The 15828-nt window shown below is 50.6% G+C and carries 11 protein-coding genes; 5 read left to right on the forward strand and 6 right to left on the reverse strand.

The window, feature by feature from the left end; all coding sequences use genetic code 11:
• Window positions 1-229: 229 nt before the first annotated feature.
• The 3 genes from ACTHTA_RS08645 to ACTHTA_RS08655 are packed head-to-tail and all read left to right on the forward strand — an operon-like array spanning window position 230 to window position 3396.
• Window positions 230-1288 (forward strand): DNA cytosine methyltransferase, encoded by a 1059-nt coding sequence (locus ACTHTA_RS08645; RefSeq protein WP_440364259.1) that lies wholly within the window; start codon window positions 230-232, stop codon window positions 1286-1288.
• Between the two features lie 13 nt (window positions 1289-1301).
• Window positions 1302-2966 (forward strand): TIGR02391 family protein, encoded by a 1665-nt coding sequence (locus ACTHTA_RS08650; protein WP_440364258.1) that lies wholly within the window; start codon window positions 1302-1304, stop codon window positions 2964-2966.
• A gap of 7 nt (window positions 2967-2973) precedes the next feature.
• Window positions 2974-3396, forward strand: a complete 423-nt coding sequence (locus ACTHTA_RS08655; RefSeq protein WP_440364257.1) for a very short patch repair endonuclease — start codon at window positions 2974-2976, stop codon at window positions 3394-3396.
• A gap of 22 nt (window positions 3397-3418) precedes the next feature.
• On the opposite strand, the gene hrpA is transcribed toward ACTHTA_RS08655, so the two are convergent.
• From hrpA to ACTHTA_RS08675, 4 genes are all read right to left on the reverse strand, one after another.
• Entirely contained in the window at window positions 3419-8083 is a 4665-nt protein-coding gene (hrpA, locus tag ACTHTA_RS08660; RefSeq protein WP_440364256.1) for an ATP-dependent RNA helicase HrpA, read from the reverse strand.
• A gap of 108 nt (window positions 8084-8191) precedes the next feature.
• Window positions 8192-8578 (reverse strand): ribosome silencing factor, encoded by a 387-nt coding sequence (gene rsfS / locus ACTHTA_RS08665; RefSeq protein WP_250581049.1) that lies wholly within the window; start codon window positions 8576-8578, stop codon window positions 8192-8194.
• A gap of 58 nt (window positions 8579-8636) precedes the next feature.
• Complete coding sequence (nadD, locus tag ACTHTA_RS08670; protein ID WP_308887522.1) at window positions 8637-9242, reverse strand: nicotinate-nucleotide adenylyltransferase; 606 nt, start codon at window positions 9240-9242, stop codon at window positions 8637-8639.
• Complete coding sequence (locus tag ACTHTA_RS08675; RefSeq protein WP_308887524.1) at window positions 9239-9844, reverse strand: beta-class carbonic anhydrase; 606 nt, start codon at window positions 9842-9844, stop codon at window positions 9239-9241. Before ACTHTA_RS08675 ends, nadD begins: the two co-directional genes overlap by 4 nt.
• 123 nt (window positions 9845-9967) lie before the next feature.
• On the opposite strand from ACTHTA_RS08675, the gene ACTHTA_RS08680 reads away from it, so the two are divergent.
• Together ACTHTA_RS08680 and ACTHTA_RS08685 are read left to right on the forward strand one after the other, a co-directional pair.
• Window positions 9968-10858 (forward strand): NUDIX hydrolase, encoded by an 891-nt coding sequence (locus tag ACTHTA_RS08680; RefSeq protein WP_308887526.1) that lies wholly within the window; start codon window positions 9968-9970, stop codon window positions 10856-10858.
• A gap of 15 nt (window positions 10859-10873) precedes the next feature.
• Entirely contained in the window at window positions 10874-11815 is a 942-nt protein-coding gene (locus ACTHTA_RS08685) for an ABC transporter ATP-binding protein (RefSeq protein WP_440364255.1), read from the forward strand.
• A gap of 259 nt (window positions 11816-12074) precedes the next feature.
• Here ACTHTA_RS08685 and ACTHTA_RS08690 read toward each other — a convergent pair whose 3' ends face one another.
• Window positions 12075-12872: a hypothetical protein gene (locus ACTHTA_RS08690; protein WP_440364254.1), complete on the reverse strand. Its 798-nt coding sequence runs from the start codon at window positions 12870-12872 to the stop codon at window positions 12075-12077.
• Between the two features lie 89 nt (window positions 12873-12961).
• Window positions 12962-15793 (reverse strand): valine--tRNA ligase, encoded by a 2832-nt coding sequence (locus ACTHTA_RS08695; RefSeq protein WP_440364253.1) that lies wholly within the window; start codon window positions 15791-15793, stop codon window positions 12962-12964.
• Between the last annotated feature and the right edge of the window lie 35 nt (window positions 15794-15828).

The following is a 15828-nucleotide window of genomic DNA, read 5'->3' on the forward strand; positions in this document are numbered from 1 at the left end:
ATAAAAAGGCCGTCTGAAAGTTGGGAAATACTTTCAGACGGCCTTTGGTTTGATTGGAAAGAACTTTTTAAAAAGACCGCGTGCGTGCCTAGGGGTGCACACGCGGTTTGATGCAAGCTACGGTTTACTATAACAGGCTATGCTAGCTAAAAAATTAATTTTTCTTGATAAACAATAAATTATATGTTATACAAAACAAATTTTTACTAATGTGGTTATTTAAATAAAAATGAAGAATGGTACTTTTTTAAAAGCAATTGATTTTTTCTGTGGTGGCGGAGGAATGAGCTATGGAATGCAATCTGCTGGCATCAAAGTTCTAGCTGGAATAGATTACGAACCTAGTTGCAAAGAAACATATGAAGCCAATATAAATGCCAAATTTATACAGGCTGATGTTTTTGAATTACAGCCTGAAACATTGGAAAAGGAACTCGACTTAAAAAAGAATGATGATGATTTGATTCTTATAGGTTGTAGTCCTTGTCAATATTGGAGTGTTATTCAAACGGACAAACGAAAATCGGAAAAATCCAAGAGTTTGCTTTTAGAGTTTCAGCGGTTTGTAGAATATTTTAATCCCGGATATGTTGTTGTAGAGAACGTACCGGGAATTCTGAGCAGAATGAAAGAAAGCGGGCTTGATAATTTCATAAAATTATTGGAAGAAAAAGGATTTACCGTCCATTTCGGTATTCACAATACGGCTGATTACGGAATCCCCCAAAGCCGTAAGAGGTTTACTTTGATTGCAAACAGAATAACCAAAGAAAAGCTGGAACCAGTCAAGTATTCGGGCAAACGGCTTACGGTACGCGATGTTTTGGGAATGGAGAACGGCTTTCCCAAAATTATTGCAGGGCATCAAGACGAGACGGATTTTATGCATAGTTGTGCGGGATTATCCGATATCAATTTGAAACGATTGGCTTTGATACCTAAAAACGGAGGAAACCGTTTGGCTTTTGCGCATATTCCCGAATTACAGCTGGAATGTTTTATCGGAAAAGACAATAGTTTTAAAGACACGTTCGGTAGGCTATGGTGGGATAAGCCCGCACCTACCATAACGACCAAGTTCTTTAGTATTTCCAACGGGAGGTTTGCCCATCCTGAAGAAGATAGGGCGTTATCCCTGCGCGAAGGTGCAACATTGCAATCGTTCCCTCGTAACTATGTCTTTAAAGCGGGCAGCAGGGACAAAATAGCCCGTTTGATTGGTAATGCCGTTCCTCCGATGTATGCGGAAAAAATAGGTAGGGCAATTGTTGATAATATCGAATGTTAGAAAAGGAGAAAACATGTCTGAAGAAAAATTGAAAATGAGTTTCGAGCCAACCGTAATCGAACATTTGGGTGTAAAGATGTATTCGCACACTGTTCCTGCGATTGCCGAGTTGATAGCGAATGCCTACGATGCATGTGCCACGGAAGTGGAAGTTAAGTTATTCGATCAACCGGAGCATAAAATCGTTATTAAAGATAATGGTATAGGAATGAGCTTCGATGAAATCAATGATTTTTATTTGAGAATCGGCCGGAACAGAAGGGAAGAAAAACAAGCCTCACCGTGCAGAAGAATTCCAACGGGTAAAAAAGGTCTTGGTAAATTAGCATTATTCGGGCTGGGTAACAAAATTGAAATCTCTACTATTCAAGGAAACGAACGGGTTACTTTTACTTTGGATTATGCAGAGATTCGAAGAAGTAAGGGTATTTATCAACCGGAGTTTCGGAAAGAATCTGTTGAACCCAATATCGAAAGCGGAACAACCATAACTTTAACCGAACTGACGAAAAAACAAGGATATCCGTTAGATAATTATGTAGAGCATCTTGCCCGCTTGTTTGATTTTCCAGCCCAGGATTTCCAAATTAGAATGAGCTTGAACGGCTCGGAACCAAGAATCATTGACGGAAACCTTAAATATAATCTTTTAACTCCTGAATTTGAATGGGAATACGAGGATTTGATAACAGACATACCTGTTTTATCTACAAAATTCGAACAGTATGAATACAGCGGATTAATACAAGGTAAGTTCATTACAACGGAAAAACCTTTAAAGAATAATATGAAAGGTATAACGTTGTTTGCTAACGGCAGAATGGTAAATACCCCTGAATTCTTTATAGATAGTGCATCCAGCCATTTTTATTCATATCTGACAGGATGGTTAAGTGTTGATTTTATAGATAATGACAGTGAAGATTTAATTGCTACTGACAGAACATCATTGGATTGGAAACATCCTAAAACTTCACAGTTGCGCGTTTTCCTTGGAGAAATCGTTCGTGCTCTTGAGCAAGCTTGGAGACAAAAAAGAAAAGAGAAAAGAAATGAGAATGTTAAACAAAGCACTGGGTTAGATGTTAATAATTGGCAAAGCAAATTGCCTGAAGAAATAAAGGGGGCGGTCAAAGAAATATTGGATCATATTGATGAAGCTGAACTGCCTAAAGTTGAACACACAAAAGTAGTCGGGGTATTGCACGAGTTAGTCCCTGAATATCCCTATTATCATTGGCGAGGTTTACATTCGGAAATACAAAATGCGTCTAAGCAGTATTATGAGCAGCAAAATTACTATCAAGCATTTTTAGAAAGCGCAAAAAGATATATTTCGAATACTCGAGATAGATCGGGATGTCATCAGTCTAGAGATCAGGGGCTCATGGGTGAAGTATTTGGTGCGGAAAAGAAAGAAGGAAAGCAAAAGTTAAAGGTAACAACTAAGTATCAAAGACCTAACGGGCAAAAATTTTCTGATGATACTTTGACATCGATAGAGGAGGGGCAGAAATATCTTTCAATGGGAGTTGTCACGGGATGTCGTAACCCTGTTGCACATGCCGAATTTGTAGATTTAAAAGACTCTGGTCTATTTACTGAAAAAGATTGTTTAGATGCTCTTGGATTACTATCTCATTTACAAAGGCGGTTAGAGGATTCTGAATTGGAATAATGGTTAAATGGTTGATATTTTAACCCCGTCCCAACGTTCTTTCGTGATGTCAAAAATTCACAGCAAAGAAACCAAACCGGAAATATTGGTAAGGAAATTTCTTTTCTCCCAAGGTTTTCGTTATCGAAAAAATGATAAACGCTATGCAGGCAAACCGGATATCGTTTTACCGAAATATAAAACAGTCGTGTTTATACACGGCTGTTTTTGGCACGGGCACTCTTGTAATAAAGGACATATCCCGAAAAGCAATACGAATTTTTGGTTGGAAAAAATCACAAAAAATCGCGAACGTGATATTAAAAATGAAACCGATCTGGAAAAGATTGGTTTCAAAGTGATTGTCGTTTGGGAATGCGAATTAAAAAATAAAGCTATTTGTAGGGAGCGATTAAATCGTTTGGTCAGGGAAATAAAAGATGCCGTCTGAAAAAATCAGACGGCATCTTCCTTTAATTAAGACCTTCCCACACCTTCAACAACCTCTTCACCGACACCGGATACGGTGTCTTCAATTCCTGCGCGAACAGCGACACTCTCAATTCTTCAATCATCCATTTAAACGCGGCGAGGTCATCTGAAATGGGTTGTCCTTGTTTCACCAAGCCGTCGGTTTTTTCCTGCCACATTTGTTCAAGCTCTTGAATATCGGCTTCGCGGGCTGCGTCGCGGGCGGGGTTGCCGCTGTATTTTTCGAGGCGCAGGGTCATGGCCTTGAGGTAAATAGGCAGGCGCGGCCATTGTGCCCACGGGGTATGGCTGGCGAAACCGGGGGCAAGCAGGGTTTGCAGGCGTTGTCGCAGGAGCTGGGTAAGCGGGTGTTTGCCGAGTTTGCCGTTCAGTTCGGCGTAGGCGGCGGCAGTTTCCTGCAAGTAGCGGCTGAGGGCTTCTTTGACGGCGGGCAGGCGGCTGCGGGCGCGTTTGATTTGTTCTTTGAAGGCTTTTTCGTTGCGCGGCAGCTCGTCTTCGCCGATAAAGGCGCGGTCGCAGACGGCTTGGGTGAGGTCGTCGCGCAGGGTGTCGGCGTTGATGTGTTTGAGCAGCATGGCGGCTTGGGTGAAGCCTTGGATGCCTTTGTTCAGGTCTTTAACTTGTTCTTTTAGTTGTAGTTTCATGAGTTCGATCACGCCTAACCTGTGGGCTTGTTCGGCGGCGGCAGATGTGTCGAACAGGCGCAGGGCGATGCGGCCGTCTTTTTCTTTTTGCAGGCCGAGGTAGCCGGTGAGCTGTTGTTTGCCGCGTGCGAATTTGATGGATTCGGGCAGGGTGCCGATGTCCCATGCGGTAACGTTGTCGCGCTCAAATTCTTGGGTGTTGTCGCGGAAGGTAACGGCGGCGGCTTGGCCGAGTTGTTGTTGCAATTCGTGCAGTTTGCGGCCGCCGGCAAGCTCTTGTCCGCCGTCGTCGATGATGCGCAGATTCAGATAGCAGTGTTCGGGCAATTCTTGCGCCGCCCATGCGTCTTGGTCGATTTGCTCGAGAATCCGCATATCGCCGGCGCTTTTGGCGATAAAGTGTGCCAACTGGGGAATGATGGCCGCTTGGCGGTCGGGATTGCTTTCGAGAAATTTGGTGATGAAATCGGGTACGGGCACGCAAATGCGGCGGATTTGCTTCGGCAGTGCTTTAATCAGCAGCTGGATTTTTTCGCGCAACATACCGGGCACCAGCCATTCGAGCGACGGCGCGTGCAGGCGGTTGAGGACGGTCAGCGGCACGGTCATGGTCACGCCGTCGAGCGGATGGTGCGGCTCGAAGCGGTAGGAAAGTTTGAACTTGCCGTCTGCGGTTTGCCAGAATTTGGGGAACTGCTCTTCGGTAATGTGCGCGGCGGCGTGTTGCATCAAATCGTCGCGGCTGAGGAACAGCAGACGCGGATTGTCGCGCTCGGCGGTTTTGAGCCAGGCTTCAAAGGTGCGGATATCGGCAAGGGGTTTTTCAGACGGCGTTTGGGGTTTCAGGCTGCCTTTGGGGTCGTCTGAACGGTTTTCAGGCTGCCTTTGGGCTTTCAGGCTGCCTGCCTGACGAACCATGCGGTAATTGGTCAAAACCAAGCCGTTGCGCGGGATTTGGTTTTCGTGTTGCCGCACAAAGCCTTGTTTTTGAAAAAATACCAATGCGGCTTTGGACACGTCTGCCGTTATCGCCTTGCCGCTGCCTGTCGGCGGCAAAACAGCAGCCAACAGCGCGGTAGCGATGCCCTGCCGCTGGTGGTGCGGGTCGGTATAAAGGCAGTTTAGGTGGCTTTGTTCGGGCTGGTATTCAATGAAACCGAGCACGCGCCCGTTATGCGTTGCCACGCGGACATTGCCGCCGTCGATGTGTTTTTGCCAGAAATCGGCATCGTCTGCGCCTTGCAGCCATGCGTTTTTTTCCTGCTCGCTGTAATGGCGGTTTGAAATGTGCTGCACGGCGCGGCGGAATAATTCGGCAACGGCGGTAGCATCGCTAGTTGTGGCGGGGCGGATATTTGGTTTCAGGCTGCCTGAAAGGCCGTCTGAACGGTTTTCAGGCTGCTTTTGTGCATTTTGTTGGGTCGCGACCCAGCCTGCCTTATTTTCAGACGGCAAAACCGCATTTTCAGGCTGCCCGACTATCTCGCCGCCGCTTTTAAACACAGTTTTGGGCAAGCGCGCATCGTAAAACTCAAACAAAATCTCATCGTCCACCAACACATCTTGGCGGCGCGATTTGTGTTCCAGCTCGGCGACTTCGCGGATCAGTTTTTGGTTGTGCACGAAAAACGGCGCGGTGAAACTGCCCATTTCTTGGGCGACCAATGCGCTGCGGATAAAGATTTCGCGGGCTTCTTCGGGCGCGATTCTGCCGTAGGAAACGGGGCGGCGCGGCAATACGGTCAGGCCGTAAAGCGTCACGCGTTCGCTGGCGACGACTTCGCCGCGTTTTTGCTCCCAGTGCGGCTCGAAATAATGGTAGCGGACGAGGTGCGGCGCTTCCTGCTCTATCCATTCGGGCTGGATAACGGCGACGTCGCGCGCGTAAAGGCGCGTGGTTTCAACCAATTCTGCCGCCATCACCCATTTAGGTTTGGCTTTAAACAAGGCTGATGCAGGGAAAAGGTGGAAGCGGCTGCCGCGCGCGCCGGTATAGTCGTTGCCGTCGGGCGATTTCATGCCGACGTTGGCGATAAGGCCGGTGAGCAGGGCGCGGTGGATTTGTTCGTAGCCGGCTTCTTTGGCGGCGCGGATTTGGGCGCGGTGTTGTTTCTTATCCAGTTGTTTTTGTTTGAGTTTGGCCGCCAAATCTTGGTCACCTTGGCTTTCAGACGGCCTTAATTGCTCTTGGGTAGGAGGTTGTCTAAACGCGGCTTCTTTGGTGGTCAAACCCATTTCAATCGCGGTTTGGGCAAGCTGGTGGTGCAGCTCGCGCCATTCGCGCATACGCAAGTGTGACAGGAAATATTGGCGGCACCATTGCACTAACTGCTTGTTGGACAAACCTTTGTCGCGCTCGCGCTGAAAGCTGTTCCAAATATTCAGATAGGCAAGAAAGTCGGACTGCTTGTCGGTAAAACGCTCATGTGCCTTGGCCGCGGCATTACGCGCTTCCAACGGCCGCTCGCGCGGGTCTTGAATCGACAGCGCGGACGCAATCACCAATATTTCTGCCATGCAGTCGTGTTTCTTCGCCGCCAGCAAAATGCGTGCAATTTTCGGGTCGATGGGCAGGCGCGCCATTTGTTCGCCGAGGCGGGTCAGGCGGTTGTGTTCATTAACCGCCCCCAATTCCAACAACACCTGAAAACCGTCATTGATATACCGCGAATCGGGCATTTCTAAAAATGGGAATGCTGCTACGTCGCCCAGGTTCAGTGATGCCATGCGCAGGATGACGGCGGCGAGGTTGCTGCGGACGATTTCGGGGTCGGTGAATTCGGGACGGCTGTTGAAATCTTCTTCTGAAAACAGTCGGATACATACGCCTGCGGAGACGCGGCCACAGCGGCCGGAGCGTTGGCGAGCAGCGGCTTGGGAGATTTTTTCGACATGAAGCTGCTCCACTTTCGCCCGTGCGGAATAGCGTTTGACGCGTGCGAGGCCGGTGTCGATGACGTATTTGATGCCCGGCACGGTGAGCGAGGTTTCGGCTACGTTGGTTGCTAACACGATGCGGCGTTTTGCGCCTGAAGGGTGGAAGATTTTGTGCTGCTCGGCATGCGACAGGCGTGCGAACAGGGGCAGGATTTCGTCGTTGCGGCGCAGCGTGGATTTGCGCAGGGCTTCGGCGGCTTCGCGGATTTCGCGTTCGCCCGGCAGGAACACCAAAATATCGCCTTCGCCGTGTCGCGCCAATTCGTCCGCCGCATCGACAATCGCGTCGGTCAACTCCACTTCCGCGTCGTCTTCGTCTTTGCTGGTCAGCGGGCGGTAGAGGATTTCGACGGGATAAGTGCGCCCGCTCACTTCCAGCACGGGCGCGCCGTTGAAGTGTTGGGAGAAGCGTTCTGCGTCTATGGTTGCCGAGGTGATGATGACTTTTAAATCGGGGCGGCGCGGCAGGAGCTGTTTCAAATAGCCCAAGAGGAAGTCGATATTCAGGCTGCGTTCGTGTGCTTCGTCGATGATAATCGTGTCGTAGGCGGCGAGATAACGGTCGGTCTGGGTTTCTGCCAACAGGATGCCGTCGGTCATCAGCTTGACACAGGCATCACGCGAGGTGTGGTCGGTAAAACGCACCTTATAGCCGACCGCGCTGCCGATTTCGGATTTCAGCTCTTCGGCAATCCGCTCTGCTACGGAACGCGCGGCCAAACGGCGCGGCTGGGTATGCCCGATTAATCCTGCCGCCCCGCGCCCGAGTTCCAAACAAATCTTGGGCAGCTGCGTGGTTTTGCCCGAACCGGTTTCGCCGCAGATAATCGTTACCTGATTCTCGGCAATGGCTTTTTTGATTTCGTCGAGTTTTTCGTGAACTGGCAGTGTGTTGTCGAATTCGGGCTTGGGCAGTTTGGACAGGCGTTGCAGATAGAGGTCGTGCGATTTTTTGTACTTTTCCTCAACCTTGGCCAAGCCGCCGTATTTATTGGGGTTTTTAAAGGCAGATCGCAGAAAATGGCGGTCTTTGGAGAGGGTTTGGGCGAAATCGGGTTGCGGCATGATGGTGCAATAAATTCAATAATGTGAAAAGAATGGAATTATAGCAAAAGGCCGTCTGAAACTTGCTTGCTTTCAAGTTTCAGACGGCCTTTGTATGGATAAACCGTTTTAGTCGGCGGCGTGCCAAGGTTTTTGCATACCGGCGTGGAAACTCGGTTTTTCTCCGCCCCACAAGGTGTCGATGTCGTAGAAGTCGCGCACAGCAGGGAGCATGACGTGGACAATGAGGTCGCCTGCGTCGACGAGCGTCCATTCGCCGCTGTCGCCTTCGGTGCTGAGGATTTCGAAACCGGCTTCTTTCAAATCGACGGCAACGTTGTTCGCCAGTGCTTTGACTTGGCGTGTGCTGTCGCCGCTGGCAATAATCATGCGGGCGAACAGGGAGGTTTTGTCTTGGGTTTCCAAAACAGAGATGTCTTTGGCTTTAATGTCTTCAAGGGCGTTTACGGCCACTTCGACCATTTTTTGCAGGTCTTGCAATTCTTGTTCGTTCATTATTTTCCTAGTTGAAATGTTTTCAGACGGCATTATAGCTTATCTGCCTGAATAAACGCTATTTTTCATAGAGTTTGTGTTGGCGGATGTATTGGGCGACGGATTGCGGCAGGCCGTCTGAATGGTGCGTTTTAGCGAGATCGGCGCGGATTTGGATGGAGCTGGTGTTGTGCAGCGGCGCGTCGAGGATGCGGACGCTGCCGTTTTGCAGGGCTTCGCCGAGCCATGCGTGCAATTCGCGCGGGGTTTTGTTGAGGTTGTCGCCTTGGCGCATAGCAATGGCGATATGGGTCTGGCGCACGAGGGTTTGCCATTTTTTCCATGTGTGCAGCTGCATCAGGCTGTCGCTGCCCATCAGCCACCACAGTTGCGCGCCGGGAAACTGCTGACGGAAGATTTGGACGGTGTCAAACGTATAAGTCGCGCCGTCGCGGACGATGTCGCAGTCGCTGGCGGCGAATTTCGGCTCGTCGGCGATGGCGAGTTCGACCATATTGAGGCGCTCTTGTGCCGGTGTACGCGTGCTGTCTTTGTGGTATGGGTCGCCTGCCGGCAGGAAGACGACAAGGTCCAAACCGATTTCGTCAGCGAAGGCGCGGGCGATGTGAAGGTGGCCGTTGTGGATGGGGTCAAACGTGCCGCCGAATAATCCGATATTTTTCATTTCGTGGTGGTGTCTGCGTTAGATGTTGGGCCGTCTGAAACAGGCAGGCTGCCGTCAACAATCAGGTTGAGCTTGCCTGTGGTCGGGTGGATGACCAGGCCGTGGATGGCGATGTTGTCGGGCATCAGCGGATGTTTGCGGATCAGCTCGACGGTATGGCGCACGCTGTCTTCGACGTTGTCAAAACCGGTCAGCCAGCCGTCCAAATCAATACCGGCATTGCGCAGGGTTTCGATGCGGTCGTCGGGGATATTGCTGTCGTGTACGCGCTGGAGGAACTCTTCTGCGTGTAGTCCGCGCATACCGCAGTCGTGGTGGGCAATGACCATGATTTCTTTGACTTTGAGTTCAAATACGGCCACCAACAAACTGCGCATCACCGAACCCCAAGGGTGGGTCACCAGCGCGCCGGCGTTTTTGATGAGCTTGGCATCGCCGTTTTTCAAGCCCAAGGCATTGGGCAGCAATTCGATAATGCGTGCGTCCATGCAGGAAAGAATGGCCAGCTCGCGGCCGGGGTATTTGTCGGTGAAATATTTTTCGTACTCTCCCGATTCAACGAAATGTTGGTTGTAGGAAAGAATATCAGTCAATTCACTCATGATGATGTGCTCGTTTCGGATGGTTTACTCTATTATAGCGGTTTTCAGGGGGTATGGTCGTTTTGCAAATTCGCCGTAAACGGCTAAAATCGATGTATCTTTAGTTCTTTTGGAGGATGCGCCATGTCTCAGTCTTTCCGTTTTGAACAAGTCTTCACACCCGATGTCCACGACGCATTGTGGGATTGGGCGCAAACAAGCTATGGCGCATCCGACGATTGGTGCATTCTGTATCTCAACGGCCTGCCTTTAGGCCGTCTGAACCCGTTATGGTGCGAACGCCTCGGACAAGATTGGACAGGCAGGCAGTCAATCCTTTCAGACGGCCTGAATTTGGAAACAGACAGCTGGGCTCAGATGGGCGACAGTTTGCAAACACTGGCGCAACAATGGCGCGAGTGCGGTTGGCTCAAAGGTTGGCGCGGTGAAAAGTTCGACATCTGCGACCAGTCGGGCAAGCCTTTATGCGCACTCGAACGCGCCGCCTTCCGTCCGTTCGGCCTGATGAGTCAGGCAGTGCATTTGAACGGATTGGTCGAAACAGAAGACGGTTTGCGCTTTTGGATAGGCCGCCGCAGTCCGCACAAAGCCGTCGATCCGAACAAACTCGACAACCTGACCGGCGGCGGCATCAGTAGCGGCGAGAGGCCGTCTGAAGCTGTCTGCCGCGAAGGCGAAGAAGAAGCCGGCATTCCCGCTTCTCTGACACCCCATATCCGACCGACTGCCCAAATATATAGTTTGCGCCCCGTTAATCGCGGTGTCCACAACGAAATCCTGTATATTTTCGACATTGTCCTGCCCGAAGACTTCCAACCCGCCAACCAAGACGGCGAAGTTGCCGGTTTTGAACTGATGGACATCCCCACCCTGCTCGATGCCATGTTGTGCGGACACATGATGCACGATGCCCAGCTGGTCACGATCGAAGCCTGCCGTCGATACGGCCTGATTGACCCCAAACATCCGCTGTCCGCATGGCTCGACAGCATCCGTTGCCGACCCCATTTTTAAAGGCCGTCTGAAACCATGTTGCAACTCAAAAACATCAACAAACGCTTCGGCAGCAAAACCGTTGCCCAAGACATCAACCTAAACGTCGAAGCAGGAGAAATCCTCGCCGTACTCGGCCGATCCGGCTGCGGCAAATCCACCCTGCTCAAAACCATCGTCGGCCTGGTGTATCCCGACAGCGGCGAAGTCTGGCTCAACGGCGACAACATCACCGACATGCCGTCTGAAAAACGCAATATCTCGCTGATGTTTCAAGACTACGCCCTTTTGCCGCATTTAACCGCCCTCGACAACGTCGGCTTCGGCCTCAAAATGCGCCGCCTGCCCAAAGCCGAAATCGAAGAACAATCCATGCAGGCCTTGCGCGACATCGGTTTGGAACACGAAGCGCAACGCAAACCCGAAAGCCTCTCCGGCGGCGAACAGCAACGCCTCGCCCTCGCACGCGCCCTCATCACGCGCCCGTCGCTGTTGCTCTTGGACGAAGCCTTCTCCAGCCTCGACACCCACCTGCGCCACCACCTGCGCACCCTGACCGCCGAACGCATCCGCAGTCAAAACATCCCCGCCATCCTCGTGACCCACTCCGCCGAAGAAGCCTGCACAATGGCCGACACCATCGCCATCATGCACGAAGGCCGCATCCTCCAACACGGCACGCCGGAAACCCTTATCCGCCGCCCCGTCAACGCCCAAGCCGCCCTGCTGCTCGGTTTGGCCAACACCGGCGACACACGCTACATCCCCCAACACGCCATCCGATTCGACCCGAACGGCACGGCCGTCCGCATCAGCGAAGCCGTCCCCCTCGCCGAAGGCACACGCCTCACCCTCGCCCATCCGCAATACGGCGATTTGATTTGGTATCCCCACGCCGACCACGATACGGACAAACCGCAAACCGGACAGGAAATCCGCATCAGCGTGGATGAAAATCAGATTGTTTGGTTTGATTGAATGTGATGGATTAAAAAAAAGAAAAAGGCCGTCTGAAAAGCAACAAACACCGTCATTCCCGCGCAGGCGGGAATGACGGCGGATGGGTTTGGGGCGGGGGAAAGGTTTCAGGCTGCCTTGGGGAAGGGCAACCTGAAAATGGGGAGGCCGTCTGAAAGAGCAGTTTCAGACGGCCTTTTGGTCGCTTGGGTTGTAAACCCAACGCAAAACAGATGATTTAATGGTTTGGTTGAGTCTTGGTTCAAGCTATGCTGCTTGCTCAATTTACGTTTATTTCTCTGTCTGAAATATTTTTTACAATTGACTCAGCAACTAAATAATATGGAATAAACCTGATTAAATCATCATTTGCGCGCATAGCAATACCGACCCATTCAATGGAGTTGCCACATGCTCTTAAAACTACACCGCCACTCATGCCATTAACAGTCATACCAAATTCGCTATTGGCATCTTCTTTTTTTATAGCAAATCCAATTTCATCTCTTATACATCTACCGCCAAAAAGCCTAGCCTCATGATTAACTCTGTTTATTTGGCTGATACTACCATCATCACTTATTTCAAAATCAATTTCATTTTTCTCTAACGGAAATCCATAAGCAAATAAAGTTTCACCTAGAATTGGATCTTTATCAGACAATAAATATTGTCGCATCTTATCGTCATCAAAATCTAAATATCCGTGTGGAGTTAAATTGTTTATTCCTGCTAATTCCATCGTTAAGATTTCCTCACTAAGCATTAAATCATTTTGGATTGTGGTCGCAGAGCAGTTCATAGGAATAAGCAATAATTTTTCTAATTCAATATTTTCCCTATCAAAATCTCCTAAATATGTTTTATACATTATTTGTAAACCTCGAACTGCCTCTTCATCAATTTCGTTATTTCTATCTGAAAAAGAGTGGTAAAGGCATGAGAGATAGTATTTATTATTGAGTTTTATAATTATTCCTGTTCCAGCATTGCTAAAATAATCATGTGATATATATAGAAGTCTTCTAATAGACTGTCCTACTTCGGATTCAATAATTTGTTTTGCTATTTGTTCCATAAAATACCTAATTAGGGTTTGTTTCTAAAGTCAGTGAAAAAAGCAGCCTGAAACCGTTTCCAGGCTGCCTTTCTCACAACCAAACAATACTACCCTTTCAACTTCGCCAACTGCCCTTCCACTTTTCCCATCTTATCCGTCAACTCCGCCAAATCGGCTTTGTCTTTTTCCACCAAATGCGCAGGGGCTTTTTCGGTGTAGCCGGGTTTGGAGAGTTTGGCGTTGAGTTTGTCCAAGGCTTTTTGCAGCTTCTCGGCTTCTTTGCTCAAACGAGCGGTTTCGGCAGCTTTGTCGATTTCGACTTTCAGCATCAGGCGCGCGCCGTTGCAGACGGCGACGGGGGCGTCTTCCGCTTCGGGCAGGCTGTCCACCAGCTTGGCTTCGGTCAGTCGGGTCAGCGACGGCAGGTATTTGAGCAGGCCTTCGAGTTCTGCACTGCCTTCGACGAAGAGCGGCGCTTTGACGTTTGGCGCGATACCCATTTCGCCGCGCAGTTTGCGCACTTCTTCCACCAAGTCTTTCAATGCAGCCATTTTGTCGAAGGCCGTCTGAACGATTTTTTCTTTATCGGCTTGCGGATAGGCGGCCAACATGATGCTGTCGGAGGTTTTGGCATTCGCCAGAGGCGCAACGACCTGCCACAGCTCTTCGGTAATGAAAGGCATGATTGGGTGCAGCAGGCGCAGGATGGTTTCGAGTACGCGCACGAGGGTGCGGCGTGTGGTGCGCTGGGTTGTCGGGCAGCCGGTTTGGATTTGCACTTTTGCCAGCTCGATGTACCAGTCGCAATATTCGTTCCACACAAATTCGTACAGCGTTTGCGCGGCAAGGTCGAAGCGGTAGGTTTCAAAGGCTTCGGCAACGGCGGCTTCGGCTTGTTGCAGTTTGCCGATAATCCATTGGTCGGCAAAGGTAAACGCCAACGGCTGCATTTCATCTTGACCGCAGTCTTTGTCTTCGGTGTTCATCAACACGAAGTTGGTGGCGTTCCACAATTTATTGCAGAAGTTGCGGTAGCCTTCGGCGCGTTTGAAGTCGAAGTTGACGCTGCGGCCGAGGCTGGCGTAGCTCGCCATGGTAAAGCGCAAGGCGTCCGCGCCCATGCTGGGGATACCTTCGGGGAAGAGTTTTTTCGTGGCTTCTTCCACTTTCGGCGCGGTTTCGGGTTTGCGCAGACCAGTCGTGCGTTTCACCAGCAGCTTGTCCAAGTCGATGCCGTCAATCAAATCGACGGGGTCGATGACGTTGCCTTCGGATTTGGACATTTTTTTGCCTTCGTGGTCGCGCACGATGCCGTGAATGTACACATCTTTAAAGGGTACTTTGCCGGTGAAGTGGGTGGTCATCATAATCATGCGCGCCACCCAGAAGAAGATGATTTCGTAGCCGGTGACCAAGACGTTGGACGGCAGGAAGGCTTTGAGTTCGTCGGTCTCAGACGGCCAGCCTAGCGTGGAGAACGGTACGAGTGCGGAGGAGAACCATGTGTCCAATACGTCTTCTTCGCGGGTCAATCCTGTTTTGCCGGCTTGTTTTTCGGCTTCCGCCTGATTGCGGGCGACGTAAACATTGCCTGCTTCATCGTACCACGCGGGGATTTGATGCCCCCACCACAGTTGGCGCGAGATACACCAGTCTTGGATGTTGTTCATCCATTGGTTGTAGGTGTTGACCCAGTTTTCGGGGATAAAGCGCACCGCGCCGCTGTCGACGGCTTTTTTGGCTTTGTCGGCGAGGCTTAAACCTTTGAATTCGCTGTCAGGTTCGCCGCCGTTTGGCGTGGCGGACATGGCGACAAACCATTGGCTGGTCAGCATCGGCTCAATCACTGAGCCTGTTCGGTCGCCTTTCGGCGTCATCAGCGTGTGCGCTTTGATTTCGACCAACAAGCCTTGTTCTTGCAAATCGGCAACCATTTGTTTGCGCGCGGCAAAGCGGTCTAAACCTGCGTATTTTTCAGGCAGGGCAAAGCCTTGCTGCGCTTCACCTTTGAAGTTGAACACTTCGGCGTTTGCCAGCACTTTGGCTTCCAAATCGAACACGTTAATCAGGCGCGTGTCGTGGCGTTTGCCGACTTCGTAGTCGTTGAAATCGTGTGCAGGCGTGATTTTTACGCAGCCTGTGCCGAAGTCTTTTTCGACGTATTCGTCGGCAATCACGGGAATGGTGCGGCCGGTCAGCGGCAGGATTAATTCCTTGCCGATCAAATGGGTATAACGTTCGTCTTCAGGGTTGACGGCAACGGCCACGTCGCCCAACAGCGTTTCGGGACGGGTGGTCGCCACGATAACGGCTTCGGCAGGATTGTCCGCCAGCGGATAGCGGATGTGCCACATAGAGCCTTGTTCTTCCACGCTTTCCACTTCCAAATCCGATACCGCCGTGCCAAGCACCGGATCCCAGTTCACCAAGCGTTTGCCGCGGTAAATCAAGCCCTGTTCATACAGGCGCACAAACACTTCGGTCACGGTTTCGGCACGCACGTCGTCCATTGTGAAATACTCGCGCGTCCAGTCTGCGGAACAGCCCACGCGGCGCATCTGCTGCGTAATCGTGCCGCCGGAAACTTCTTTCCATTCCCACACTTTTTCCAAGAATTTTTCACGACCCAAATCATGACGGGACACGTTTTGCGCGGCAAGCTGGCGTTCGACCACAATCTGCGTGGCGATGCCCGCGTGGTCGGTGCCGGGAATCCAGGCAGTGTTGCAGCCTTTCATGCGGTAGTAGCGGGTCAGGCCGTCCATGATGGTTTGGTTGAAGGCATGGCCCATATGCAGCGTGCCGGTTACGTTGGGTGGCGGCAGTTGGATGGAAAAAGACGGTTTCGTCAAATCCATATCGGGCTGGAAATAACCTTGGGTTTCCCAGTTTTGATAGTGTTTGGATTCGATTTCGGCGGGATTGTATTTGTCTAACATGATGGAACTTTGTGAAATTAAGGTTATTTTTGATG

The sequence above is a fragment of the Neisseria sp. P0013.S005 genome (assembly GCF_051958425.1).
Classification (GTDB): Bacteria; Pseudomonadota; Gammaproteobacteria; order Burkholderiales; family Neisseriaceae; genus Neisseria; species Neisseria subflava.

Excerpts from the sequence above, each read along its gene's own strand:
- ACTHTA_RS08645 (WP_440364259.1), top strand. The coding sequence starts at position 230 with ATGAAGAATGGTACTTTTTTAAAAGCAATTGATTTTTTCTGTGGTGGC.
- ACTHTA_RS08650 (WP_440364258.1), top strand. The coding sequence starts at position 1,302 with ATGTCTGAAGAAAAATTGAAAATGAGTTTCGAGCCAACCGTAATCGAA.
- ACTHTA_RS08655 (WP_440364257.1), top strand. The coding sequence starts at position 2,974 with ATGGTTGATATTTTAACCCCGTCCCAACGTTCTTTCGTGATGTCAAAA.
- hrpA (WP_440364256.1), bottom strand. The coding sequence starts at position 8,083 with ATGCCGCAACCCGATTTCGCCCAAACCCTCTCCAAAGACCGCCATTTT.
- rsfS (WP_250581049.1), bottom strand. The coding sequence starts at position 8,578 with ATGAACGAACAAGAATTGCAAGACCTGCAAAAAATGGTCGAAGTGGCC.
- nadD (WP_308887522.1), bottom strand. The coding sequence starts at position 9,242 with ATGAAAAATATCGGATTATTCGGCGGCACGTTTGACCCCATCCACAAC.
- ACTHTA_RS08675 (WP_308887524.1), bottom strand. The coding sequence starts at position 9,844 with ATGAGTGAATTGACTGATATTCTTTCCTACAACCAACATTTCGTTGAA.
- ACTHTA_RS08680 (WP_308887526.1), top strand. The coding sequence starts at position 9,968 with ATGTCTCAGTCTTTCCGTTTTGAACAAGTCTTCACACCCGATGTCCAC.
- ACTHTA_RS08685 (WP_440364255.1), top strand. The coding sequence starts at position 10,874 with ATGTTGCAACTCAAAAACATCAACAAACGCTTCGGCAGCAAAACCGTT.
- ACTHTA_RS08690 (WP_440364254.1), bottom strand. The coding sequence starts at position 12,872 with ATGGAACAAATAGCAAAACAAATTATTGAATCCGAAGTAGGACAGTCT.
- ACTHTA_RS08695 (WP_440364253.1), bottom strand. The coding sequence starts at position 15,793 with ATGTTAGACAAATACAATCCCGCCGAAATCGAATCCAAACACTATCAA.